Origin of the sequence: Streptomyces sp. NPDC012769, from assembly GCF_042901205.1 — a bacterium.
In the GTDB taxonomy this organism is placed as follows: domain Bacteria; phylum Actinomycetota; class Actinomycetes; order Streptomycetales; family Streptomycetaceae; genus Streptomyces.
Genome location: NZ_JBIBCP010000004.1, coordinates 802,808 through 828,074 on the forward strand (window position 1 = coordinate 802,808; position 25,267 = coordinate 828,074).

The window sequence follows — 25,267 nt, forward strand, 5'->3', positions numbered from 1 at the left end:
AGAATGGGGGGCATGAGCGACCGCCCCTCTCCTCTCGCCGACCCGCACATCGCCTTCGACGTGTCCGAAGGCCGCCGGGACATCGTCGTCCTCGGCTCCACCGGGTCCATCGGCACCCAGGCCATCGACCTGGTGCTGCGCAACCCCGACCGGTTCCGGGTCACCGCCCTCGCCGCCTCCGGCGGCCGCGTCGGGCTGCTCGCCGAGCAGGCGCACCGGCTGCGGGTCGGCGCGGTCGCCGTCGCCCGCGAGGAGGCCCTGCCCGAGCTGCGGGAGGCGCTGAAGGCGCTGTACGGCTCCGAGCCGCTCCCCGCGATCCTCGCGGGCCCCGACGCGGCCACCGAGCTCGCGGCCTCGCCGTGCCACACCGTCCTCAACGGCATCACCGGCTCCATCGGCCTGGCGCCCACCCTCGCCGCCCTGGAGGCCGGCCGGACGCTCGCGCTCGCCAACAAGGAGTCGCTGATCGTCGGCGGCCCGCTGGTGAAGGCACTGGCCAAGCCCGGCCAGATCATCCCGGTCGACTCCGAGCACGCGGCCCTGTTCCAGGCGCTCGCCGCCGGCACCCGGGCCGACGTCCGCAAGCTGGTGGTCACCGCCTCCGGCGGCCCGTTCCGCGGCCGTACGAGGGAGCAGCTGGCGGACGTCACCCGCGAGGACGCGCTCGCCCACCCCACCTGGGCGATGGGCCCCGTCATCACCGTGAACAGCGCCACCCTGGTCAACAAGGGCCTGGAGGTCATCGAGGCCCACCTGCTCTACGACATCCCGTTCGACCGCATCGAGGTCGTCGTCCACCCCCAGTCGTACGTCCACTCCATGGTCGAGTTCACCGACGGCTCCACCCTCGCCCAGGCCACCCCGCCCGACATGCGCGGCCCCATCGCCATCGGCATCGGCTGGCCCGAGCGGGTCCCCGACGCGGCCCCCGCCTTCGACTGGTCCAAGGCCTCCACCTGGGAGTTCTTCCCGCTCGACGACGAGGCCTTCCCGTCGGTGAACCTGGCCCGCCACGTCGGCACCCTCGGCGGCACCGCCCCCGCCGTCTTCAACGCCGCCAACGAGGAGTGCGTGGACGCCTTCCTCGCCGGAAGGCTGCCGTTCAACGGAATCATGGATACGGTCACCGCAGTCGTCACCGAGCACGGGGCCCCCGGCACGGGAACCTCGCTCACGGTGTCGGACGTCCTGGAAGCGGAGACCTGGGCCCGGGCCCGGGCCCGGGAACTCGCGGCGAAGGCAATCGCGGAGGCGCGCGCATGACCACACTCCTGACCGTCCTCGGCATCGTGCTGTTCGCGGTGGGACTGCTCGTCTCCATCGCCTGGCACGAGCTGGGCCACCTCTCCACGGCCAAGCTCTTCGGCATCCGCGTGCCGCAGTACATGGTCGGCTTCGGTCCGACCATCTGGTCGAAGAAGAAGGGCGAGACGGAGTACGGCATCAAGGCCATCCCGGCCGGCGGCTACATCCGCATGATCGGCATGTTCCCGCCCGGCAAGGACGGCAAGATCGAGGCCCGCTCCACCTCCCCGTGGCGCTCCATGATCGAGGACGCCCGCGAGGCCTCCTTCGAGGAGCTCCAGCCCGGCGACGAGTCCCGGCTCTTCTACACGCGCAAGCCGTGGAAGCGGGTCATCGTCATGTTCGCCGGGCCGTTCATGAACCTGGTGCTCGCCGTCGTGCTGTTCTTCGGCAGCGCCATGGCCATCGGCTTCGAGACCCAGACCACCAAGGTCGCCGGCGTCACCACCTGCGTCATCGACCAGAGCGAGAAGCGCGACACCTGCAAGCCGAGCGACCGCCCCTCGCCCGCCAAGGCGGCCGGCCTGCTCAAGGGTGACCGGATCGTCGCCTTCAACGGCGAACGCGTCTCCGACTGGAACACCCTCTCCGACCGGATCCGCGCCACCACCGGGCCCGCCACCGTCACCGTCCAGCGCGACGGCGAGGAGCTCGACCTGCACGCGACGCTCCTGGAGAACAAGGTCCTCAAGAAGGACGCGGACGGCAACGTCGCCCAGCCCCTCCAGTACGTCTCCGCCGGCTACCTCGGCTTCGAGTCCGGCCGCGAGGTCGTACCGCTCACCTTCGGCCAGTCCGCGGACCGCATGACCGACCAGCTCCAGGCCGGCGTCGAGTCCGTCATCGCCCTGCCGAGCAAGATCCCCGCCCTGTGGGACGCCGCCTTCGGCGACGGCGAGCGCAAGCAGGACTCGCCGGTCGGGGTCGTCGGCGCCGCCCGCATCAGCGGCGAGCTGATGGCCATCGAGGCCCCGCCCCAGACCAGGCTGGTCTTCTTCCTGAACCTGCTCGTCATGTTCAACGTGTCGCTGTTCCTGTTCAACATGCTCCCGCTGCTCCCGCTCGACGGCGGCCACATCGCCGGCGCCCTGTGGGAGTCGATCCGCCGCAACACCGCCCGGATCTTCAGGCGGCCCGACCCGGGCCCCTTCGACGTGGCCAAACTGATGCCGGCCGCCTACGTCGTGGCGGGCGTCTTCGTCTGCTTCACCCTGCTCGTCCTCGTCGCCGACATCGTCAATCCGGTGAAGCTGACGTAGTGAGCTCGCGGCCGGACACCCCTGCGGTGTCCGGCCTGCCGCCGCCGGGGCGGTAATCTCGAAGACCTGAGCCCGATGAACCACACCTTGGGGTTGTACAGCTGATGACCGCGATCTCTCTCGGTATCCCGTCCGTTCCGACGAAGCTCGCCGAGCGGCGCAAGAGCCGCCAGATCCAGGTCGGGTCGGTGGCCGTCGGCGGCGACGCCCCGGTGTCGGTGCAGTCGATGACCACCACCCGCACCTCCGACATCGGCGCGACGCTGCAGCAGATCGCCGAGCTGACCGCCTCCGGCTGCCAGATCGTGCGCGTGGCCTGTCCCACCCAGGACGACGCCGACGCGCTGCCGATCATCGCGAAGAAGTCGCAGATCCCGGTCATCGCCGACATCCACTTCCAGCCGAAGTACGTCTTCGCCGCCATCGACGCCGGCTGCGCCGCGGTCCGGGTGAACCCGGGCAACATCAAGCAGTTCGACGACAAGGTCAAGGAGATCGCCAAGGCGGCCGGCGACGCCGGGACCCCGATCCGCATCGGCGTCAACGCGGGCTCCCTCGACCGCCGGCTGCTCCAGAAGTACGGCAAGGCCACCCCCGAGGCGCTCGTCGAGTCCGCCCTCTGGGAGGCCTCCCTCTTCGAGGAGCACGGCTTCCACGACATCAAGATCTCGGTCAAGCACAACGACCCGGTCGTGATGGTCAACGCCTACCGCCAGCTCGCCGCCCAGTGCGACTACCCGCTGCACCTCGGCGTCACCGAGGCCGGCCCCGCCTTCCAGGGCACCATCAAGTCCGCCGTCGCCTTCGGCGCCCTGCTCGCCGAGGGCATCGGCGACACCATCCGGGTCTCCCTCTCCGCCCCGCCGGCCGAGGAGATCAAGGTCGGCATCCAGATCCTGGAGTCGCTGAACCTGCGCCAGCGCCGCCTGGAGATCGTCTCCTGCCCGTCCTGCGGCCGCGCCCAGGTCGACGTCTACAAGCTGGCCGAGGAGGTCACCGCCGGCCTCGACGGCATGACCGTCCCGCTGCGCGTCGCCGTCATGGGCTGCGTCGTCAACGGCCCCGGCGAGGCCCGCGAGGCCGACCTCGGCGTCGCCTCCGGCAACGGCAAGGGCCAGATCTTCGTCAAGGGCGAGGTCATCAAGACCGTCCCCGAGTCGAAGATCGTCGAGACCCTCATCGAGGAAGCCCTCAAGATCGCCGAGCAGATGGAGAAGGACGGCGTGACCAGCGGCGAGCCCACCGTCGCCGTCGCCGGCTGAGAACCGCCGCCCGCGCACCGCACGCCGCGAAGCCCCTCCGAACCCACCGGGAACGGAGGGGCTTCGCGCACCCCCCATAGGCCCGGGAAGTGGGGGTACAGTGCGGAGAACCGCAGAGAAACGCACCGTGAGGCCCCACGTGTTGACGCAATCATCGACGCGGGTCCTCGAACCCGCCGACCTCGGCGACGCGCTCGCCGTCCTGGAGAGCGCCCCCGTCGAGAACGCCTTCGTCACGGCCCGCGTCCAGCTCGCCGGGCTCGACCCCTGGCGCCTCGGCGGCGAGATGTGGGGCTGGTACGCCGACGGGCAGCTCCGCTCGCTGTGCTACTCCGGCGCCAACCTCGTCCCCATCTGTGCCGGGCCCGAGGCCGTCCGCGCCTTCGCCGACCGGGCCCGCCGGGTCGGCCGCCGGTGCTCCTCCATCGTCGGCCCCGCCGAACCCACCGCCCGGCTCTGGAGCCTCCTCGAACCCAGCTGGGGCCCCGCCCGCGACGTCCGCGCCCACCAGCCCCTGATGATCGCCGAGGAACCGTCCGCCACCGTCGCGCCCGACCCGCTCGTCCGCCGGGTCCGCAAGGACGAGATGGAGGTGATCATGCCCGCCTGCGTGGCCATGTTCACCGAGGAGGTCGGCGTCTCCCCGATGGCCGGCGACGGCGGACTGCTCTACCAGGCCCGCGTCGCCGAACTCGTCGGCGCCGGCCGCTCCTTCGCCCGCATCGAGGACGGCAAGGTCGTCTTCAAGGCCGAGATCGGCGCCGCCACCCGCCAGGCCTGCCAGATCCAGGGCGTCTGGGTCGCCCCCGAACACCGCGGCAAGGGCCTGTCCGAGACCGGCATGGCCGCCGTCCTGCGCCACGCGCTCAACGACATCGCCCCGATCGTCAGCCTCTACGTCAACGACTACAACACCCCCGCCCGCGCCGCGTACCGCCGCGTGGGCTTCCAGGAGGTCGGCGCCTTCATGAGCGTGCTGTTCTGACCGGCTTGTAGGGTGCGCGCATGGATGACACCGAGGTCGTGATCGCGCCGGTCAATCTCGCCGCCCGGGTCGACGAGGCCCTCGCCGTACAGGCCGTCGCCTTCGGACTCGACGAGGGCGAGGTCGCCGTCCGCCGCCACATCGTCCTGCGCCACCTCCTCAACCCCGGTGCCCGCGCCTACGGCGCCACGACCCCCGACGACCGGCTCGTCGGCTTCGTCTACGGCATGCCCAACGACCGCACCCACTGGTGGTCCACCATCGTCGAGCCGTACCTGCGCACCGAGGGCAACGCCGAGTGGCTCGACGACTCCTTCGTCATCACCGAGCTGCACGTCCACCCCCGCTTCCAGGGCCGCGGAGTGGGCCGCCGGCTGATCACCACGATCACCGACGGATCCGACCTCCCGAAGTCGATCCTCTCCGCCATCGACACCGAGAGCCCGGCCCGCGGCCTGTACCGCTCGCTCGGCTACACCGACCTCGCCCGCCGCGTCCACTTCCCCAGCGCCCCCCGCCCGTACGCGGTCATGGGCGCGCCGCTGCCGCTCCAGCGCGCGGCCGCCACCCGGAACTGATTTCACCGTCCCGGGCCCGCCCGGCTAACCTCCTAGCCATCACCTAAACATCCGGCAGGAGTACGAGAACCATGGCCAACGCACCGGTCCAGCGCATGTCCCAGTTGATGGCGAAGACGCTGCGCGACGACCCGGCGGACGCCGAGGTCCTCAGCCACAAGCTCCTCGTCCGCGCGGGCTACGTCCGCCGCACCGCCGCCGGCATCTGGAGCTGGCTGCCCCTCGGCAAGAAGGTCCTCTCCAACGTCGAGCGCATCGTCCGCGAGGAGATGGACGCCATCGGCGCCCAGGAGGTGTCCCTCCCGGCGCTGCTGCCCCGCGAGCCCTACGAGGCGACCGGCCGCTGGGACGAGTACGGCGCCGAGCTCTTCCGCCTCCAGGACCGCAAGGGCGGCGACTACCTCCTCGGCCCCACCCACGAGGAGATCTTCACCCTGCTGGTGAAGGACCAGTGCTCGTCCTACAAGGACCTGCCCGTGATCCTCTACCAGATCCAGACCAAGTTCCGCGACGAGGCCCGCCCCCGGGCCGGCATCCTGCGCGGCCGCGAGTTCCTGATGAAGGACTCGTACTCCTTCGACCTGGAGGACGAGGGCCTCGCCCACTCCTACGAGCTGCACCGCCAGGCCTACCGGCGCGTCTTCGAGCGCCTCGGCCTCGACTACCGCATCTGCGCCGCCACCGCGGGCGCGATGGGCGGCTCGAAGTCCGAGGAGTTCCTCGCCCCCGCCGAGGCCGGCGAGGACACCTTCGCCGACTGCCCGAACTGCGACTTCGCCGCCAACACCGAGGCGGTCTCCTACGAGCTGAAGCCGGTGGACGCCGCCGCCGTGCCCGCGGCCGAGGACATCCCCACCCCGGACACCCCCACCATCGAGACCCTCGCCGCCTCCCTCGGCGTCCCGGCCTCCGCCACGCTCAAGAACCTCCTCGTGAAGGTCGACGGCGAGATCGTCGCCGTGGGCGTGCCCGGCGACCGCGAGGTCGACATGGGCAAGGTCGAGGCGCACTTCGCGCCCGCGACCGTCGAGATGGTCACCGAGACCGACTTCGCCGAGCGCCACGACCTGGTCCGCGGCTACGTCGGCCCGCAGGGCCTGGAGAAGGTCACCTACCTCGCCGACCCGCGGGTCGCGCCGGGCACGGCCTGGATCACCGGCGCCAACAAGGAGGGCACGCACACGAAGAACGTCGTCGCGGGCCGTGACTTCGAGGTCGCCGAGTACGTCGACGTCGTCGTCGTCCAGGACGGCGACCCCTGCCCGAAGTGCGGCACCGGCCTGAAGCTGGACCGCGCGATCGAGATCGGCCACATCTTCCAGCTGGGCCGCAAGTACGCCGACGCGCTCAAGCTCGACGTCCTCGGCCAGAACGGCAAGCCGGTCCGCGTCACCATGGGCTCGTACGGCATCGGCGTCTCCCGCGCGGTCGCGGCGCTCGCCGAGCAGACCGCCGACGACAAGGGCCTGTGCTGGCCGGCCGAGGTCGCCCCGGCCGACGTCCACGTGGTCGCCGCCGGCAAGGCCCTCCAGACCGAGCTGGCCCTGGAGGTCTCCGACAAGCTGTCCGCCGCGGGCCTGCGCGTCCTCGTCGACGACCGCGCCGGCGTCTCCCCGGGCGTCAAGTTCACCGACTCCGAGCTCATCGGCGTCCCGAAGATCCTGGTGGCGGGCCGGCGGGCCGGCGAGGGCGTGGTGGAACTGAAGGACCGCCGCACCGGCGAGCGCGAAGAACTGACCGTAGCCGAAGCCCTCACCCGCCTCACCTCCTGACCCTCCCCCGGCGCCCTCCGCCCCACTGGGGCGGCGCTGCCCAGCGCCCGCTGGGCCTGTGGCCCGCCGGTGGGCTTCCCGCCCGCCGGGCCGGTGCCTACCCGCCTCCGTCCCCGGCGCGACGCGCCGCCGTTGCGGCCCTGCCGCCCGCTGGGGCGGCAGGGCGCCGGCGTGGGCCATCGCCCCCCGTTGTGGGCATACGTTCCGCTGGGGCGGAACGGGTGGGCACAACGGAACGGTGCCCCTTGCCGGGCCTAGGCTCCTGTTGCTTTGACCCGCACCACGATGGCCCCGTGCTCGTGGTGCGGCTAGGAACAGGTGCGGAGCGCGCCCGCATGGGCGCCGTCCCGTGTGCCCACCCGTCCCGCCCTGCGGGACGATTGCCCACACGAGCGGGCCACAGGCCGCACGGGCGCGGGGCGGCGGGCCCGCACAAGGTGGCTCCTCAGCCGCCGTCCTCGTGAGGGGACGGTTCTACGGACGTGCCGGTCAGGTCCTCGATCGCGTTCTGCCCCGCCGCCCGCCCCGCCAGATACGCCTCGCTCCACGGCGGCACCGGCGGCGGCACCGGCGGCACGTGGTGTGCCGGAGGCGTGGGCGCCGCGCGCTCCAGGAAGCGGAGCAGCTCCACCGGGATCGGCAGCACCAGCGTCGAGTTCTTCTCCGCGGCCACGGCCATCACCGTCTGCAGCAGCCGCAGCTGCAGCGCGGACGGCGCGTCCGCCATCTGGTGCGCCGCCTCCGCCAGCTTCTTCGACGCCTGCAGCTCCGCGTCCGCGTTGATCAGCCGCGCCCGCCGCTCGCGGTCCGCCTCCGCCTGCCGGGCCATCGACCGTTTCATCGTCTCCGGCAGCGAGACGTCCTTGATCTCGACCCGGTCGATCTGCACGCCCCACCCGATCGCCGGCGAGTCCAGCATCAGTTCCAGACCCTGGTTGAGCTTCTCCCGGTTCGACAGCAGGTCGTCGAGATCGCTCTTGCCGATGATCGACCGCAGCGAGGTCTGCGCCATCTGCGAGACGGCGAACTTGTAGTCCTCCACCCGCACCAGCGCCTCGGCCGCGTCGACCACCTTGAAGTAGACGACCGCGTCCACCCGCACCGTCACGTTGTCCCGGGTGATGCCCTCCTGGGCGGGCACGGGCATCGTGACGATCTGCATGTTCACCTTGTGCAGCCGGTCCACGCCCGGAATGATCATTGTGAACCCGGGCTTGCGCACCTCGCCGCGCAGCCGCCCGAAGCGGAACACCACGCCGCGTTCGTACTGCTTCACCACACGCGCGGCAGCGCCCACGTACGCCGCGATCGCCGCCCCCGCTCCCGCGGCCGCCATCAGGACTTCTTCGATCATCACGGCCCCCTCAGGAAGGGTTACAGCAAGGGTATTCCCCTACAGCCAGCCCGCGAACTCGAGCAGCAGCTCCGCGTCCGCCCGCCGCCCCGCCGCGAGCGCGCGCGTCGCGGACTCCACGGCGCGGAACAGGGTCCACCCGCGCAGCCGCTCCCGGTCCAGCTCCAGGGAGTCCGCGAGCTTGTTCACCCGGCGCCGGGCCGACGACGCGCCGGCCGACGCGGCCACCAGGTCCTCCACCCGGTCCCGTACCAGCCGCGCCAGGTCGTAGGCGCGCTCGCCGACCAGCGGCTCGGGCCCGACCGCGAGCCACGGGGCCCGGTCGCCGGCCAGGACCTTGCCCTGCCGGAAGCAGCCGTGCAGCAGCACCGTCTCCGCCGCACCGGCGACCAGCTCGTCACGGGCGGTGAGCGCGGCGGCCACCAGCTCGCCGGCCTCGGCGTCGGCGCGGTAGGGGTCCATGGCCGACGCCTGGCGGGCCGTCCGCTCCGCCACCGACTCGAAGCCGTGACCCGCGGGCGGCTCCACCCACAGCTTCCGCACCGTCCCGGCGGCCTCCAGAAGCGCCTTCGCCTCCGGCAGCGAGCGCAGCGACACCTCGGGGTGCAGCCGCTCCAGGACCAGCGCGCCCTCCTCCGTCTCGTGGAGGAACCGGACCGCGCCCCAGCCGTTCCAGTGCGCGAGCGCGTCCCGCTCCAGGTCCGGACGGGTGAATCCGGGCGCGATCTTCACGACGGCGTCGGGGACGAGCACGACGAGGCTGCTGCGCCCGCCGGGGGCCATCACCCGCTCGGCGGCGAGACCGGCGTGGTCGAGCGTGTCCCGGGCGAGTTCCGGGAGCTTGCCGAGCCAGTCGGCCGCGGCAGCGTCCCCGTACGTCTCGCCGAGAGCCCGCACCAGTCGCTGCGGCGGTTCGAAACCCATGCGTGCGTTGTTCCTTCGGCTCGGCTCAGGCCCGTTCCGCGAGCCCAGGAAAGGTTACGTCGCTGCCGCGCCAGCGAACCGCCCGCACCGCCGCCTCGCGCAGCGCGGCCGCCGCGTCCCGGCGCAGCGGGCCGTCGGCGGCGCGCACCAGGTCGGAGTAGACACCGGCGATCCGGTCCTCCAGGACCGCCGCGAGGCGGACGGCGGCGGCGCTGTCGGGCACCGGGAACGGCAGCGCGTAGCCGGCGGCCGCGGCGACCGGCGCGCCGCCCAGGTCCCGCACGGTGCGGCGCAGCGCGTCCCGCCGGGCACGGTGCGCCTGGTAGGCGGCGGTGGCCTCGGGGCGGCGGGCGTCGCCGACGCGGGCGCCGACGACCCCGTAGCCGTACACGGCGGCGTGCTCGGCGGCGAGCGCGGCCTGGGCCGCGTCGAGCGCGGTCATCCCCGGCCCCCTTCGGTCGGAGCGGTCAGCAGATAGGCGTGGGCCGCGACGGAGGCGGCGACGGAGGCGAGCAGCCGGGCGTACTCGGGCGGCGCGGTCAGGAGCGCGGCCGCGTGGGTGTCGGCGGTCGCCCGTACGGCGGAGGCGAGCGTCTTCAGCGCCGCTTCCGGATCGCCGGGCACGCGGATGAAGGCGAGCGAGTGGGACGGTGACGGGGCCCCGGAGGGGGAGTCGGACGCGGAGGAGCCGGGCGCCCGGGCCGTACCGCCCTCGCCCAGCGCCTTCACATGGGCCGCCACCGAGGCCCGCAGCGGCGCGAGCCGGGCCGCGAGCGCCGGGTGCCCGGAGATCACGGCGTCGTACCGGAGCAGCAGGTCCCGGCTGGTGTTCGCGGAGCGGGCGCGCAGGGCGGCCTCGGCGCGCGCCGCCCGTTCGGCGGCATCGGGCTTCCTCGGGCCGTCGTTCCCGCCGGACGTACAGCCCGCGAGGGTCACCGCCGCGCCCGCCGTGAGGAGCGCGCGCCTGCCCACTGTCGTCACGCCTGCTCCCTCGCGTGTTCGAATATCTCGAAGATCACCGCAGGCGAGCGTACCCGCGGCCCCCGGCCCGGTGGACGGCAACACCCTCCTGGACCGGATACCCTTTGATCTGACACGCGACGAACCCACAACAGCACACGCGGCCGAGGAGTCACCCGGATGAGCACCACCCAGAGCGAACGGCTGCGCGGTCTTCTGGAGCCGCTCGTTCACGCGAAGGACCTCGACCTCGAAGAGATCGAGGTGTCCCGGGCCGGCCGCCGCGGACTGCTGAGGGTCATCGTCGATTCGGACGAGGGCGTCGAGCTGGACGCCTGCGCCGAGCTGAGCCGCGTCATCTCCGAGAAGCTCGACGAGACGGACGCGATGGGCGAGGGCGAGTACGTCCTCGAAGTCAGCTCGCCGGGCGCCGACCGCCCTCTCACCCAGCACCGTCACTACGTGCGCGCCACCGGCCGTCTGGTGAAGCTGCAGCTGACCCCCGAGGCGGGCGGCGGCGAGGTCGTCACCCGCGTTCTCGCCGTGGACGAGGACGGTCTGGACACCGAGGTGCCGGGCGTGAAGGGCCGCAAGGCCACCGCCCGCCGGGTGGAGTTCGCCGAGATCGCCAAGGCGCGTGTCGAGATCGAGTTCAACCGCAAGGACAAGAAGGAAGAGGAGGCGTAGCCGTGGACATCGACGTGAAGCTCCTGAAGGGCTTGGCACAGGAGAAGGAAATCTCCTTCGAGATGCTGGTCGAGGCGATCGAGTCGGCCCTCCTCATCGCCTACCACCGCACCCCCGACGCCCGCCGCCACGCCCGTGTGGAGCTGAACAAGAGCACCGGTCACGTGACGGTGTGGGCGAAGGAGGACCCGGCCGAGCTGGAGGAGGGGCAGCAGCCGAAGGAGTTCGACGACACGCCGTCGGACTTCGGCCGGATCGCGGCGAGCACCGCCCGCCAGGTCATCCAGCAGCGGCTGCGTGACGCCGAGAACGACGTCACCTTCGGCGAGTACGCCCGCCGTGAGGGCGACATCGTGGCCGGCCAGGTCCAGCAGGGCAAGGACCCGAAGAACGTCCTCGTCAGGCTGGACGACAAGCTCGAGGCCATCCTGCCGGTGCAGGAGCAGGTGCCGGGCGAGGACTACTCGCACGGTCTGCGGCTGCGTACGTACGTCGTCCGGGTGGCGAAGGGTGTCCGCGGTCCGTCCGTCACCCTCTCGCGCACCCACCCCAATCTGGTGAAGAAGCTCTTCGCGCTGGAGGTGCCGGAGATCGCCGACGGTTCCGTCGAGATCGCCGCCATCGCCCGTGAGGCCGGACACCGCACCAAGATCGCCGTCCGTTCCACCCGTTCGGGCCTGAACGCCAAGGGCGCCTGCATCGGCCCCATGGGCGGCCGGGTGCGCAATGTGATGGCGGAGCTCCTTGGCGAGAAGATCGACATCGTCGACTGGTCGGACGACCCGGCCGAGATGGTGGCGAACGCCCTGTCCCCCGCCCGGGTCTCCAAGGTCGAGATCGTCGACCTGGCCGCCCGTTCGGCCCGGGTGACGGTGCCCGACTACCAGCTGTCGCTGGCCATCGGCAAGGAGGGCCAGAACGCCCGTCTGGCCGCACGACTCACCGGCTGGCGGATCGACATCCGTCCGGACACGGAGCCCGACGGGCCGTCCGGCCAGGAGCGCTGAGCGGCGCCGCCGCACGGCGGAGATCGTTTTTGGCCAACGATTGTTCGATTTTTGCCCCGAACGGGTGAGGTCGCTACGGGGAGGTAGACTTAATAGTGTCTGGCCGGACGCATGCCCGCGCGTGCCCTGAGCGAACCTGTGTGGGATGCCGGGAGCGAGCGGCCAAGAGCGACCTGCTGCGGATCGTGATGAACAAGGACGAGTGCGTCCCCGATCATCGCGGTACGCTGCCCGGCCGGGGTGCGTACGTGCACCCCGCCTTGCACTGTCTCGACCTGGCGGTCCGTCGCCGGGCGTTCCTCAGGGCCTTCCGGGTCCAGGGGCCGCTCGACACGGCGGCGCTGCGCCACCACGTCGAGCAGGCGGCACCGCAGTGAACAAGAAGTACGGCACGGAACCCCGTGCGGTCAGGTACCTCGCGAGTTGGAAGTAGGTCGAGATTGCGATGAGCACTCGATGAGTACGCGATGAGTACGCCCATGAAGTAGCGACGGTCCGGCGGTAACCGGACCTAAAAGGAGCGAAGTGGCTAAGGTCCGGGTATACGAACTCGCCAAGGAGTTCGGTGTGGAGAGCAAGGTCGTCATGGCCAAGCTCCAAGAACTCGGTGAGTTCGTCCGTTCGGCGTCCTCGACGATCGAGGCGCCGGTCGTGCGCAAGTTGACTGATGCGTTGCAGGGTCCCGGCGGTGGCGCCGGGAAGACCGCTGCGAAGCCTGGCGCGCCCCGCAAGGCGACGCCTGCCCCCAAGCCGGCCCCCGCGCCCTCCCCGGCGCAGGCCGCACGTCCGGCCGCCCCCAAGCCTGGCGCGCCCACCCCGGCGCCCAAGCCGGCGGCCGCGGAGAAGCCCGCGGCGGCCCCCGCCCCGGGTCCCCGTCCCACCCCGGGCCCGAAGCCCGCGGCCGCGCCCAAGCCGGCGCCCGCCGCCCCGGCTCCGACCACCCCGGAGTTCACCGCGCCTCCGTCGGCCCCGGCCGCCGGTCCGCGCCCCGGCGGTGCGGCCCCCGGTCCGCGCCCGACCGGCGCTCGCCCGGGCCAGCAGGCCCCGCGTCCCGGTCAGCAGGCCCCGCGCCCCGGTGGCCAGCAGGCCCCGCGTCCGGGTGCCCGTCCGGCCGGTCCCCGTCCGGGCAACAACCCCTTCACCTCCGGCGGCTCCACCGGCATGGCGCGTCCCCAGACGCCCCGTCCGGGTGGCGGCGCGCCGCGTCCCGGCGGCCCCGGTGCCGTTCCGGGTGCGCCGCGTCCGCAGGGCGGCCCCGGTGGCGCCCCGCGTCCCCAGGGCGGCGCTCCGCGTCCGACCCCGGGTGGCATGCCCCGCCCGCAGGCTCCCCGTCCGGGCGGCGCGCCCGGCGGTAACCGCCCGAACCCGGGCATGATGCCGCAGCGTCCCGCTGCCGGCCCGCGTCCGGGCCCCGGCGGCCGTGGCCCCGGTGGCCCCGGCGGTCGTCCGGGCGGTCCCGGCGGTGGCGGCGGCGGTCGTCCCGGCTTCGCCGGTCGTCCGGCCGGTCCCGGCGGCGGTGGCGGCGGCTTCGCCGGCCGTCCCGGTGGTCCCGGTGGCGGCGGCGGTCGTCCGGGTGGTCCCGGCGGCGGTGGCGGCGGCTTCGGCGGTCGTCCCGGTGGCTTCGGTGGCCGTCCCGGCGGTCCCGGCGGCCGTGGTGGCACGCAGGGCGCCTTCGGTCGTCCCGGCGGTCCCGCGCGTCGCGGTCGCAAGTCGAAGCGGCAGAGGCGCCAGGAGTACGAGGCCATGCAGGCCCCGTCCGTGGGCGGCGTGATGCTGCCTCGCGGCAACGGCGAGACCATTCGCCTGTCGCGCGGTGCGTCCCTCACCGACTTCGCGGAGAAGATCAACGCCAACCCGGCGTCGCTCGTCGCGGTGATGATGAACCTCGGCGAGATGGTCACGGCCACGCAGTCCGTCTCCGACGAGACGCTGCAGCTCCTCGGCGACGAGATGAACTACACCGTTCAGATCGTCTCGCCGGAGGAGGAGGACCGTGAGCTGCTCGAGTCCTTCGACATCGAGTTCGGCGAGGACGAGGGCGGCGAAGAGGCCCTGGTCTCGCGTCCGCCGGTCGTGACCGTCATGGGTCACGTCGACCACGGTAAGACCCGACTGCTCGACGCCATCCGCAAGACCAACGTGGTCGCGGGCGAGGCCGGCGGCATCACGCAGCACATCGGTGCGTACCAGGTCGGTACCGAGGTCAACGGCGAAGAGCGTCGCATCACCTTCATCGACACCCCGGGTCACGAGGCGTTCACCGCCATGCGTGCCCGTGGTGCGAAGTCGACCGACATCGCGATCCTCGTGGTCGCGGCCAACGACGGCGTCATGCCGCAGACGATCGAGGCGCTGAACCACGCCAAGGCCGCCGGCGTCCCGATCGTCGTCGCGGTCAACAAGATCGACGTCGAGGGTGCCGACCCGACCAAGGTCCGCGGCCAGCTGACCGAGTTCGGTCTGGTGGCCGAGGAGTACGGCGGCGACACGATGTTCGTCGACATCTCCGCCAAGCAGGGTCTGCACATCGACTCCCTGCTGGAGGCCGTGGTCCTCACCGCGGACGCCTCGCTCGACCTGCGGGCCAACCCGAACCAGGACGCGCAGGGTATTGCGATCGAGTCCCACCTGGACAAGGGCCGCGGTGCCGTCTCGACCGTCCTGGTCCAGCGCGGAACGCTGCGCATCGGCGACACGATGGTCGTCGGCGACGCGTACGGCCGCGTCCGGGCCATGCTCGACGACAAGGGCAACAACGTCGAGGAGGCGACCCCGTCGACTCCCGTCCTGGTGCTCGGTCTCACCAACGTCCCGGGTGCCGGCGACAACTTCCTGGTGGTCGACGAGGACCGTACGGCCCGTCAGATCGCCGAGAAGCGCGCTGCGCGTGAGCGCAACGCCGCCTTCGCCAAGCGCGTCCGCCGGGTGTCCCTCGAGGACCTCGACAAGGTGCTCAAGGCCGGTCTGGTCCAGGAACTCAACCTCATCATCAAGGGCGACGCGTCCGGTGCGGTCGAGGCTCTCGAGTCCTCGCTGCTCCAGCTCGACGTCGGCGAAGAGGTCGACATCCGCGTCCTGCACCGCGGTGTGGGTGCGGTCACCGAGTCCGACATCGACCTGGCCATGGGCTCCGACGCCATCGTCATCGGCTACAACGTCCGCGCCGCGGGCCGCGCGGCGCAGATGGCGGAGCGCGAGGGCGTCGACGTCCGGTACTACTCGGTCATCTACCAGGCGATCGAGGAGATCGAGGCGGCGCTCAAGGGCCTCCTCAAGCCGGAGTACGAAGAGGTCGAGCTCGGTACGGCGGAGATCCGCGAGGTCTTCCGCTCGTCCAAGCTGGGCAACATCGCCGGTGTCCTCATCCGCTCCGGCGAGGTCAAGCGCAACACCAAGGCGCGCCTCATCCGCGACGGCAAGGTCGTGGCCGAGAACCTCAACATCGAGGGTCTGCGCCGCTTCAAGGACGACGTCACCGAGATCCGCGAGGGCTTCGAGGGTGGTATCAACCTCGGAAACTTCAACGACATCAAGGTCGACGACGTCATCGCGACCTACGAGATGCGCGAGAAGCCGCGCTCGTAACGCACAGCGCTGAGACCCGGGGCCGGTCGACGGGAAGTATTTCCGTCGATCGGCCCCGGCCGTTGCGTGTACGGTTTTGATGTTCCTGCCGGGCCGTCGCCCGGCAGGCCGTCGAACCCGAACCGGCGGGACATCCGGCACCGCATGTACGTGGGGACCCTGTCCTTCGATCTGCTCCTCGGCGACGTTCATTCGTTGAAGGAGAAACGCTCCCTCGTCCGGCCCATCGTCGCCGAGCTCCAGCGCAAGTTCTCCGTGAGCGCGGCCGAGGTGGGCGACCAGGACCTCCACCGCAGGGCCCGAGTCGGGGTCGCGCTGGTCGCCGGGGACGCGGGGTTCGTATCGGATGTGCTCGACCGCTGTGAGCGGCTGGTCGCGGCCCGTCCCGAGGTGGAACTGCTGTCGGTGCGACGCAGGCTCCACACTGATGAAGACTGAATGAGCAAGGCAAAGAAGGAGAAGGACCAGTGGCCGACAACGCGCGGGCGAAGAAACTGGCGGACCTCATCCGGGAGGTGGTCGCCGAGAAGCTGCAGCGCGGCATCAAGGACCCGCGCCTGGGTACGCACGTGACCATCACGGACACCCGCGTCACCGGTGACCTGCGGGAGGCCACGGTCTTCTACACGGTCTACGGCGACGAGGAGGAGCGGGCCAGCGCCGCCGCCGGCCTGGAGAGCGCCAAGGGCGTCCTGCGTTCGGCCGTCGGCCGGGCCGCGGGCACCAAGTTCACCCCCACGCTCACCTTCGTGGCCGACGCGCTCCCGGAGACCGCCCGCAACATCGAGGACCTCCTCGACCAGGCGCGGGCCTCGGACGCCAAGGTGCGCGAGGCGTCCTCGGGCGCCCGGTTCGCCGGCGAAGCCGACCCGTACAAGAAGCCCGGCGAGGACGAAGCCGCCGAATGAGCAAGGCAACCACCACCACGCCCGACGGGCTTGTCATCGTCGACAAGCCGTCGGGCTTCACTTCGCACGACGTCGTGGCCAAGATGCGCGGGATCGCCAGGACCCGCCGGGTCGGCCACGCCGGCACGCTCGACCCCATGGCCACGGGCGTCCTCGTCCTCGGCGTGGAGCGGGCGACCAAGCTCCTCGGTCACCTCGCGCTGACCGAGAAGGAGTACCTGGGCACCATCCGCCTCGGGCAGACCACGATCACCGATGACGCCGAGGGCGAGATCACGGCGTCGGTCGACGCGTCGAAGGTCACCCGCGAGCAGATCGACGCGGGCGTGGCCGAGCTCACCGGCGCCATCATGCAGGTGCCCTCGAAGGTCTCCGCGATCAAGATCGACGGCAAGCGGTCCTACGCGCGGGTCCGCGGCGGCGAGGACTTCGAGATCCCGGCCCGTCCGGTCACCGTCTCCTCCTTCCGCGTGTACGACGTGCGGGAGGACACCGCGGAGGACGGCACCCCGGTCGTGGACCTGGTGGTCTCCGTCGTCTGCTCCTCCGGCACCTACATCCGGGCGCTCGCCCGGGACCTGGGCGCCGGGCTCGGCGTGGGCGGCCACCTGACCGCGCTGCGCCGCACCCGCGTCGGCCCGTACAAGCTGGACGCGGCCCGCACCCTGGACCAGCTCCAGGAGGAGCTGACGGTCATGCCGGTCGCCGAGGCGGCCGCGGCGGCGTTCCCGCGCTGGGACGTCGACGAGAAGCGGGCACGGCTGCTGCTGAACGGCGTGCGCCTGGAGATGCCGGAGTATCCGGCGGGTCCGGTCGCGGTCTTCGGCCCGGACGGGCGGCTGCTCGCCCTGGTCGAGGAGCAGCGCGGCAAGGCGAAGAGCCTGGCGGTCTTCGGCTGAGCCGTCTTCTGCCGAGCCGTATCGGCGTGGCGCCGCCGGAGGGCGGCAGCCCGGGGGTGGGGGGCGGGGCACCGTGGGTGCCCCGCCCCCTCCTTCGTCCGCGTTCACCCCTTCGGGCAGGCGCTCGGAGTGAACGGGGGGAGTGCGAGGGGGCGCGTTCGGCAGGCATGGTGCCCTGGTGATCACCGCCCGCCTACCGTCGAACCATGGGGAGCGGGGACCGGGCGACGCTGGTACGGATCGAGGATCCGTCCGGCCGTGCCGTCGGCACCGGATTCCTCGTCGACCACCACGGCACCGTCCTCACCGGCCATGAGGTCGTCGCCGGAGCGGGCCCCGAGGGCCTGCTGCTGAGGGTCCCCGGCGGCCGGGCCTTCCGGACCGGGGCCGCCGACATCACGCCGCTGCCCGACACCGGGCTCGCGCTCGTCCGCACCGAGGGCCTGGACGCCCGCCCCCTGCCGCTCTCCACCCGGCAGGACCTCGAACCCGGTACGTACGTGCGGATCGCCGCCCACGGCTGGCGCGAGGCCCGCGTGCTCGGCGCCACGCCGGGACCCGCGCTGGAACTTGCCATCGGCACCGAGGGCGCCGAGGCCCTGCACGACGGCGGCCCGGCCGCCGGCGGCCCCGTCCTCGACCCCGTCACCGGCGCCGTCCTCGCCGTCCTCGGCACCGCCCGGCACGGCGACCGGCGCGCCGCCGGCCACGCCCTGCCGATCCCGCCCGAGGGGCCGCTCGGCCCGCTCCTGCGGCGCAACGCCGCCACCGTCCCCTGCTACGGCCACGACCTCAACCCGGCCGGCGTCCTGGAACTCACCGCGACGACGACCGGGGCGTACGAGGACCTGCCCGCCGCCCGCGTCCACGACGACGGCACCACGACCGTCCTCGCCGTCGTCGGCGTCCCCGGCACCGGCCGCACCACCGCCCTCGCCGGCCTGGCCCGGGCCCGCGCCCAGGCCCCGGAGCCGGCACCCACCGTCTGGCTGCGCGGCGCCGACCTGCGCGCCGACGACCGCTCCGTCGCCGACGCCATCGGCCGCGCCCTGCGACGGGCCGGGCGCGTCGCCGCCGCCTCCGGCACCCCCGGCGACCCCGCCTCCGTCACCCCCGAGCAGGCCGCCGCCCACGGCCCCCTCCTCGTGCTCCTCGACGCCCCAGAGGAGATGCCGCCGCACCTCGCCCACCGCCTCGCCGCCTGGACCGCCGCGACCGAGCGGTGGCTCGCCGGACACGGCGCCCGTCTCGTGGTCGCCTGCCGCCCCGAACACTGGGAGCAGGCACGCGGGCTGTACGAGAAGGAGCCGGCGACCGTCGTCCTGGGCGACCTCACCGAGGCGGAGGCGGCCGAGGCCCGGCGGCGCCACGGCGTCCCCGAGGACGGCATCGCCGAGGAGGACGCCCGCCACCCGCTCGCGCTGCGGCTCCTCGGCGAGGTCCGGGCGGCCGCGCGGGGCGAGCTGCCGGGGCGGCCCGACCGGCACGCGATCTTCCAGGCCCACCTGGACCTCATGTGCCTGCGCGTCGCCGTCCGCATCGCCGCCGCGGGCCGCCCCGTCCTGCGCGGCACCGCCGTGCGACGCCTCGCCGCGAAGGTCAGCGGCCAGGTCCACGAGGCCGCCCGCCGCTGTCTCGGCCCCGGCCAGGGCGAACTGGACCGCGCGTCCTTCGAGGAACTCTTCCCCTGGCGCACCGGCTGGGCCTCCGCCGTCCTCACCGAGTCCCTCCTCGTCCCCGCGGGCGGCGGCTACCGCTTCGCCCACGAGGAGCTCGCCGACTGGCTCCAGGGCGCCCACCTCGACATCGACCGCGCCCTCGACACCCTGATCCACCACCCCGCCCCCCTCCCCGTCCCCCACCACCGCATCGGCCCCGTCCTCCAGTCCCTCCACCACCTCCACCACGACCACGGCCCGGCGGGCCTGACACCGAGACTGATGCACTTGGTGGACGCGCTGGAGGCTGCGACGGAGGAGGCCGCCGCCGATGCTGACGCCGCCGCTCCGGCGGCACCTCCGGCCCGGGGCCGCCACCGGGCGCCCGACCTGGCGGACGCCGTCGACGGCGCGGGCGGGTCAGGGCGGGGGGCTGGGGTGTTGCGGTCCGCGGGGCCGGGGGCTGCGGCCGGCGGGCCCGTCGTGCCTCCGGCTTCGGGGCCGAGGCCTGCGGCCGGCTCGGATGCGGCTCGGGCGGGCTTCGCGGCTGGTGGGGTGGGGCCTGGTCCCGTCGTGGCTGCGGTTCCGGGATCCGGGGGTGCGGGGACGGTCGGCGGTGTGGCCGGGCAGGCTGGGCCTGGGGTGGCTGTCGACGGTCTCGTCGTGGCTGCGGCTGCGGGCCCCCGGGGGGCGGCGAGCGTTGGCGATGCGGCCGGGCCGAGTGCCCCGGCCGGGCCCCTTCCGGCTCCTGCGGGGTCTACCTGGTCCGGGGCTGCTCCCGTCGGCCTGGCCGGTGCTCAGGCCGGGTCTGTCCCGGCCCCTGCGGAGGCCGTTGGGTCCGGGGCGGCTCCCGGTCGTCGGGTGGGGCCCGGCAGCGGTGGCTTCGGCACCGCGGCGCCGGCGGTGGCGGGGAGTCCCTGGGGCCCGGATGACGAGCCTGCCGGCTTCGCTGTCGACTCGGCCGGGTGCGGTTCGGCTTTCGGTGGCTCCGGAATCGCGGTGCACGGCGGCGCCGCCCCCGACGCGTGTGCCGGCGGAGGATCCGGCGACGGGCGACCGGTCGTAGCGGCGACGGCCACGGAACCCCCTGGGTGCCCCGCGCCCGCGGAGGCGGCGTGGAGGGCCGACCCGGTAGCCACCGGGGAGGAGGCCGAGCGTGGCGCGGGCGGTGGGAGACGCCAGGGCCCCGGCGCGTGGCCTCCGGCTGTCGCCGGCCCAGCCCTCCATGGGAGCGGCGACTACGCGGTGCCGTTCCACGCCGGGGCTCCGGCCGCCCCTGTGCCTTCCCCCGGGGGAGTCGTGGGGCTGGGACCGGCAGGCGACGGACTCGCGGGGCCGGGTGCAGGCGGGGCCGGACGGCCGGTGCCGCGTGGCAGGGGTGAGCCCGGTGGCGGCGCTACCGAGGTGTGGTCTCCGGTCGACGCCGTGCCGCCCGCGGGCGCCGCTGCGGCGGGTGCGGCGGGTGCGGCCCGTGGGGCAGGCGGTGGTCTCGGGGGGCCCGGTGCGGGCCGCGCTGGACGGGCGGTGCCTTGTGGCCCGCGTGATTCCGGTGGTGGTGCTGTCGGTGCGTGGCTTCCTGACGACGTCGTGCCGCCTGCGGGCGCCGCTGCGGCGGGTCCGGTCCTCGGGGGAGCCGTTGGGCCGGGATCGGCAGGCCGTGGCCTCGCGGGGCCGGGCGCGGGTGGGGCCGGTTGGGCGGTGCCCTGTGGCCCGGGTGAGTCCGGTGGCGGTGCGGCCGGGGCGTGGCCTCCGGCCGACGCCGGCCCGGCGGGCCCGGCCTCCTATGGGAGCGGGTACGCGGCGCCGTTCGGCCACGGTGCCCCGGCGACCGCATACGCCGCCCACGGGCAGGGCCACGCGGTGGCGTCCGGTGACGCCTCGCCGGCGATCGCGTCCGCCGTCGGCTCGGCCCCGGCCAGCCTCGGGCCGGAAGCCGTTCCTGGCACCGATGGTGCCCCGGCGAGCGCGTCCGCCGTCGGCTCGGCCCCGGCCAGCCCCGGGGCGGAAGCCGTTCCTGGCACCGGTGGTGCCCCGGTGAGCGCGTCCGCCGTCCCCGGATCGGGCCATGCGGTGGCGCCCGGTGCAGTGTCGCCGGCAGCCGCACCCGGTGTCTGCGCGTCCCCGGCCGTGGGCCGGGACGTGGCAGTCGTTCCGGGGACGGGCGCCGCCCACGGATCGGAGCAGGCGCAGCCGTCCGGTGACGTGTCCCCGGCGAGGGCCGCGTGCCCCGGGCCGGAGGCCGCTCTCGGCGTCGGCGGTGCCCCCGTGCCCCCGTCCGCCGTTCACGGAGCGAGCCAGGCGGTGCCGTCCGGTGACGTCTCGCCGACTGCCGCACCCGCCGTCGGCTCGGCCCCGGCCGTGGGCCGGGGGCCGGTAGTTGCTTTGGGCGGCGAGGCCCCCGTCGGCCCATCCTCGATGAGAGCCGTGTGCGCCGGGCCGCCAGCCGCTTCTGGCGCTGGCGGGGCGCCCGCCGGCTCGGCCCCGGCGAGGGCCGTGCGCCCTGGCACGGAGGCCGTTCCTGGTGCCGGCCCCCGGGGTGGTCTGCGCGGCGAAGGGAGCTGGTGGGCCTCGCGGTTGCTCGGGGGGGTGCTTGAGGGGTTGCGGGATGTGCGGCCGTATCTGCCGGTGGTGCGGCGGCTCGCGGATCGCGTGGGGGAGGGGGCGGTCGCCGGGTTCGGGGCGGAGTTCTGGGGGCGGCTGCGGGTGGGGGAGGGGGAAGGGCTCGATCTGCTGCGGCGGCTCGTGGTCGCCGACCCCGCGCCCTCCGGACGCGGCCACGACCCCCGGTACCTCGACCTCGCCGCCGCGCGGCTCGTGGCCGACCCGCGCGGGGTGCAGCCCCTGCTGTGCCGGTGGTTCGGGGACGAGCGGCCCCTCGCCGCGGCACCCGGCGCCACCGTCGGCACCGCCGCGCAGGCGCTGCTGCACACCCACCGCTCGCTCGCCGTGGACGACCTGTGCGAGGCCCTGGTCGCCACCGCCCACCCGCTCGCCGAAGGGCTGCTCGCCGCGCTCGCCGAGGACGAGCCGGCGGCCGTGTGCCGGGCCGTCGACCGGTGGGCGCACGACGACGGGCGCCCCGAGCGGCGCGCGGCGGCAGCGACGTACGGACTGCTCGTCGCCCCGCACGTGACGGCCGCCGCCGACCGCGACACCCTGCGCTACGCCGCCCTCGCCCTCCTCGCCCGCCCCGCCGACCGGCCGCTGCACGGCGCCGCCCTCGGACTGCTGCTCCGCGACCCGGACGTCCGGGGCCGGTTCCTGCCGCGTGCGCTCGCCGACCCCGACGTGCCGGTGGACGCCCTCGCCGCCGCCCTGCCCGCCCACCCCGAACCGGTTCTCGACGCCCTCCGCACCCGGCTCCACGGCGCCGACCCCGCGCCCGTCCTTTGCGTCCTCGCCGAGGTCGACCCGCCCCGCCTCGCCCGCCGCGCCGCCGCCCTCGTCGCCGAGTACGCCGAACGCCACCCCGAGGGCGCACCGCTGGTCGCCGCCTTCGTCGACCGCCGCCTCGAAGAGGGGCCGGTGGTCCGCTGCGTCCTGCACCCCCTGGTGGTCCACCTCCTGACGCTCCCCGCGACCCGCGCCGCCCTCGCACCCGCCCTCGCGCCCGTCCTCGCCGCCCCCGGCACCGGCGCCTCCCGCTTCCTCCGCAGGGAGCTCGCCGCCGAGCTCGCCCTCACGCTCCGAGACATGGCCAACACCATGCCGATGCCTACGAAGTCGCATGCTCATGGCAGTCTTAGACCTGCGCCAACAGGCGTACACGCGGACATGGGTACAGGCGGACGAGGAGCGGTCACAGTGCAGCGCTGGCGTGGCTTGGAGGACATCCCCCAGGACTGGGGGCGCAGCGTCGTCACCATCGGCTCCTACGACGGAGTGCACCGCGGGCACCAGCTGATCATCGGGCGGGCCGTGGAGAGCGCCCGGGAGCTCGGCGTCCCCTCGGTGGTCGTCACCTTCGACCCGCACCCCTCCGAGGTCGTCCGCCCCGGCAGCCACCCGCCGCTGCTCGCCCCGCACCACCGGCGCGCGGAGCTGATGGCCGAGCTGGGCGTGGACGCGGTGCTGATCCTGCCGTTCACCGCGGAGTTCTCGCAGCTGTCCCCGGCCGACTTCATCGTGAAGGTCCTCGTCGACAAGCTCCACGCCAGGCGTGTGATCGAGGGCCCCAACTTCCGCTTCGGCCACCGCGCCGCCGGCAACGTCGACTTCCTGGCCGAGCTCGGCGCCACGTACGACTACGACGTCGAGGTGATCGACCTTCGGGTGAGCGGCACCGCGGGCGGCGGGCAGCCGTTCTCCTCGACGCTCGCCCGCCGGCTCGTCGCCGAGGGCGACATGGCGGGCGCCGCCGAGATCCTGGGCCGCCCGCACCGCGTCGAGGGCGTCGTCGTGCGCGGCGCCCAGCGCGGCCGCGAGCTCGGCTTCCCTACGGCCAACGTCGAGACCCTGCCGCACACCGCGATCCCGGCCGACGGCGTCTACGCGGGCTGGCTGACCGCCGACGGCGAGCGGATGCCCGCCGCGATCTCGGTGGGCACCAACCCGCAGTTCGACGGCACGGAGCGGACCGTGGAAGCGTACGCGATCGACCGCGAGGGCCTCGACCTCTACGGCCTGCACGTGACCGTCGACTTCCTCGCCTACGTACGGGGGATGCTCAAGTTCGACACCCTCGACGACCTGCTCGTGGCGATGGCCGACGACGTCGAGAAGTGCCGCGAGCTGACCGCCGCGTACGACGGGGGCCGCCGGTCGCTCACCGGCTGACGCACCGGCTCACGCACGAGGTGCCCCGCCGGCCCGTCCTCCTCACCAGGTGACCCACAGCTCCTTCGGCCCGCGGATCAATCCCTTGGACTGGAACACCGTGTCCTCCGGCCGGTCCGCGAGCCGCAGGTCCGGGTAGCGGGTGAGCAGCGTCGAGAGCATCACCTCGGACTCCATGCGGGTCAGCATCGCGCCCATGCAGTGGTGCGGACCGTGGCCGAAGGAGACGTGCCCGACACCCGTACGGTCGAAGTCGACGGTGTGCGGGTCCTCGAAGACCGCCGGGTCGCGGTTGGCGGCCAGGTAGGAGGCGTACACCGCCTCGCCGGCCCGGATCACCACCCCGCCGACCTCCACGTCCTCCAGGGCGATCCGCGGCAGTCCGACGCCGTTGCGGTGCGGGATCCAGCGCAGCAGCTCGTCCACCGCCTGGGGGAGCAGTTCCGGTTCGGCGCGCAGCCGGGCCGTCAGGTCCGGCCGGGTGAGCAGCAGATAGACCATGTTGGCGCTGTTGTTCCGTACCGCGTGCGCGCCGCTGATCAGGATCGCCATGGCGAGCGACACGGCCTCGTCGATGTCGACACGGCCTTCGGCGAGGGACTCGGCGAGCACTCCGGCCAGGTCGTCGGACGGCTCGGCCCGGCGCCGGTCGAGGAGCCGGGAGATGTAGCCGTGGATCTGCGCCTTCGCCGCCCGGCTGCTCTCCGGGCCCGGGCCCGAGGACAGGATCAGGTCCGGCCAGGAGGCGAGCTCCGCCCGGTCCTCCTCGGGAATGCCGAGCAGGTCGCACACCACCGCCATCGGCAGCGGGCCGTGCAGGTGCTTCATCAGGTCGGCGGGCCGCCCGGAGCGCTCCATGGCGCCGAGGAGCCGGTCCGCGGTCGCCTGGGCGAGCGGACGCAGCCGCTTGGTCGACTGCCCGGTGAAGGCCTTGGTCACCGCCTTGCGCAGCTGGGTGTGGTACGGCGGATCGGCGTAGTTGAGCGCCGCCTTGGAGGCCACCATGTGACCGGTCATCCCGGTCACGGTGCGGTCGAGCAGGGCCGTACGGCTGAAGCGGGGGTCGGAGGTCACCGCGCGGACGTCGTCGTACCGGGTGACGAGCCACGCCTCGTGGTCCGCTCCGAACGGCAGCCGGATCCGGGCGACGGGCTCCTCATTCAGCAGTTCGAGCAGCAGCGGGTCGAATTCGAGGGCCGGCAGATCCTCGACCGCCCAGGTGCGGACGGGCCGCGGCGCGGCCGTGGGTTCGGTGGTCATGGGGAGGCTGTTCCCGGCCGGGCCCGACCGCGACACGCCGGGTGCCGACAGCCCCCTGAACGGAGGACGCGCCCGGCCCCGCCGGGCG

General features: G+C 73.6%; 19 protein-coding genes and 1 pseudogene. 15 read left to right on the forward strand and 5 right to left on the reverse strand.

Annotated features, from left to right (window positions below):
• Window positions 1-12 precede the first annotated feature (12 nt).
• From dxr to ACFY7C_RS24890, 6 genes are all read left to right on the forward strand, one after another.
• Complete coding sequence (gene dxr, locus ACFY7C_RS24865) at window positions 13-1,263, forward strand: 1-deoxy-D-xylulose-5-phosphate reductoisomerase (protein WP_389654347.1); 1,251 nt, start codon at window positions 13-15, stop codon at window positions 1,261-1,263.
• Entirely contained in the window at window positions 1,260-2,564 is a 1,305-nt protein-coding gene (locus tag ACFY7C_RS24870) for a M50 family metallopeptidase (protein WP_389654349.1), read from the forward strand. The genes dxr and ACFY7C_RS24870 overlap by 4 nt, the downstream gene beginning before the upstream one ends.
• Window positions 2,565-2,668: 104 nt before the next feature.
• Window positions 2,669-3,826 (forward strand): flavodoxin-dependent (E)-4-hydroxy-3-methylbut-2-enyl-diphosphate synthase, encoded by a 1,158-nt coding sequence (gene ispG / locus ACFY7C_RS24875; RefSeq protein WP_389654351.1) that lies wholly within the window; start codon window positions 2,669-2,671, stop codon window positions 3,824-3,826.
• A 139-nt stretch (window positions 3,827-3,965) separates the two neighbouring features.
• Window positions 3,966-4,811: a GNAT family N-acetyltransferase gene (locus tag ACFY7C_RS24880; protein ID WP_389654353.1), complete on the forward strand. Its 846-nt coding sequence runs from the start codon at window positions 3,966-3,968 to the stop codon at window positions 4,809-4,811.
• Between the two features lie 20 nt (window positions 4,812-4,831).
• Window positions 4,832-5,389 carry a GNAT family N-acetyltransferase gene (locus ACFY7C_RS24885; protein ID WP_389654355.1) on the forward strand — a complete coding sequence of 186 codons (558 nt, stop codon included), beginning with the start codon at window positions 4,832-4,834 and terminating at the stop codon, window positions 5,387-5,389.
• A gap of 71 nt (window positions 5,390-5,460) precedes the next feature.
• Window positions 5,461-7,161: a proline--tRNA ligase gene (locus ACFY7C_RS24890; RefSeq protein ID WP_389654357.1), complete on the forward strand. Its 1,701-nt coding sequence runs from the start codon at window positions 5,461-5,463 to the stop codon at window positions 7,159-7,161.
• Between the two features lie 445 nt (window positions 7,162-7,606).
• Here ACFY7C_RS24890 and ACFY7C_RS24895 read toward each other — a convergent pair whose 3' ends face one another.
• Genes ACFY7C_RS24895 through ACFY7C_RS24910 form a run of 4 tightly spaced genes read right to left on the reverse strand, consistent with a single transcriptional unit; the run spans window position 7,607 to window position 10,420 of the window.
• Complete coding sequence (locus tag ACFY7C_RS24895; protein ID WP_389654359.1) at window positions 7,607-8,515, reverse strand: slipin family protein; 909 nt, start codon at window positions 8,513-8,515, stop codon at window positions 7,607-7,609.
• A 39-nt stretch (window positions 8,516-8,554) separates the two neighbouring features.
• Entirely contained in the window at window positions 8,555-9,439 is an 885-nt protein-coding gene (locus ACFY7C_RS24900; protein WP_389654361.1) for an aminoglycoside phosphotransferase family protein, read from the reverse strand.
• A 25-nt stretch (window positions 9,440-9,464) separates the two neighbouring features.
• On the reverse strand, window positions 9,465-9,881 hold the full coding sequence (locus ACFY7C_RS24905; protein WP_389654363.1) for a ferritin-like domain-containing protein: 417 nt from the start codon (window positions 9,879-9,881) through the stop codon (window positions 9,465-9,467).
• Window positions 9,878-10,420: a hypothetical protein gene (locus tag ACFY7C_RS24910; RefSeq protein ID WP_389654365.1), complete on the reverse strand. Its 543-nt coding sequence runs from the start codon at window positions 10,418-10,420 to the stop codon at window positions 9,878-9,880. The genes ACFY7C_RS24905 and ACFY7C_RS24910 overlap by 4 nt, the downstream gene beginning before the upstream one ends.
• Window positions 10,421-10,579: 159 nt before the next feature.
• Between ACFY7C_RS24910 and rimP the strand changes: the two genes are divergently transcribed.
• The 9 genes and pseudogenes from rimP (at window position 10,580) to ACFY7C_RS24955 (ending at window position 23,919) form a co-directional block, all read left to right on the forward strand.
• A complete protein-coding gene (rimP, locus tag ACFY7C_RS24915; RefSeq protein WP_389654367.1) occupies window positions 10,580-11,086 on the forward strand; it encodes a ribosome maturation factor RimP in 507 nt (168 codons plus the stop codon).
• 2 nt (window positions 11,087-11,088) lie between these two features.
• Window positions 11,089-12,093 carry a transcription termination factor NusA gene (nusA, locus tag ACFY7C_RS24920; protein WP_389654369.1) on the forward strand — a complete coding sequence of 335 codons (1,005 nt, stop codon included), beginning with the start codon at window positions 11,089-11,091 and terminating at the stop codon, window positions 12,091-12,093.
• 95 nt (window positions 12,094-12,188) lie between these two features.
• The gene (locus ACFY7C_RS24925) at window positions 12,189-12,470 is read left to right on the forward strand and encodes a YlxR family protein (RefSeq protein ID WP_389654371.1); all 282 of its coding nucleotides are present in this window, start codon (window positions 12,189-12,191) and stop codon (window positions 12,468-12,470) included.
• A 148-nt stretch (window positions 12,471-12,618) separates the two neighbouring features.
• Complete coding sequence (gene infB, locus ACFY7C_RS24930) at window positions 12,619-15,678, forward strand: translation initiation factor IF-2 (RefSeq protein WP_389654373.1); 3,060 nt, start codon at window positions 12,619-12,621, stop codon at window positions 15,676-15,678.
• A 144-nt stretch (window positions 15,679-15,822) separates the two neighbouring features.
• Entirely contained in the window at window positions 15,823-16,116 is a 294-nt protein-coding gene (locus ACFY7C_RS24935; RefSeq protein ID WP_389654375.1) for a DUF503 domain-containing protein, read from the forward strand.
• 29 nt (window positions 16,117-16,145) lie between these two features.
• The gene (gene rbfA / locus ACFY7C_RS24940; protein ID WP_389654377.1) at window positions 16,146-16,586 is read left to right on the forward strand and encodes a 30S ribosome-binding factor RbfA; all 441 of its coding nucleotides are present in this window, start codon (window positions 16,146-16,148) and stop codon (window positions 16,584-16,586) included.
• Window positions 16,583-17,485 (forward strand): tRNA pseudouridine(55) synthase TruB, encoded by a 903-nt coding sequence (truB, locus tag ACFY7C_RS24945; RefSeq protein ID WP_389654379.1) that lies wholly within the window; start codon window positions 16,583-16,585, stop codon window positions 17,483-17,485. The genes rbfA and truB overlap by 4 nt, the downstream gene beginning before the upstream one ends.
• 206 nt (window positions 17,486-17,691) lie before the next feature.
• Window positions 17,692-19,512 (forward strand): annotated as a pseudogene (locus ACFY7C_RS24950) (trypsin-like peptidase domain-containing protein); the annotation flags it as partial.
• Window positions 19,513-22,947: 3,435 nt separating this feature from the next.
• Window positions 22,948-23,919 carry a bifunctional riboflavin kinase/FAD synthetase gene (locus ACFY7C_RS24955; protein ID WP_389654502.1) on the forward strand — a complete coding sequence of 324 codons (972 nt, stop codon included), beginning with the start codon at window positions 22,948-22,950 and terminating at the stop codon, window positions 23,917-23,919.
• Window positions 23,920-23,961: 42 nt separating this feature from the next.
• Here ACFY7C_RS24955 and ACFY7C_RS24960 read toward each other — a convergent pair whose 3' ends face one another.
• Window positions 23,962-25,179, reverse strand: a complete 1,218-nt coding sequence (locus ACFY7C_RS24960) for a cytochrome P450 (protein ID WP_389654381.1) — start codon at window positions 25,177-25,179, stop codon at window positions 23,962-23,964.
• Window positions 25,180-25,267 lie beyond the last annotated feature (88 nt).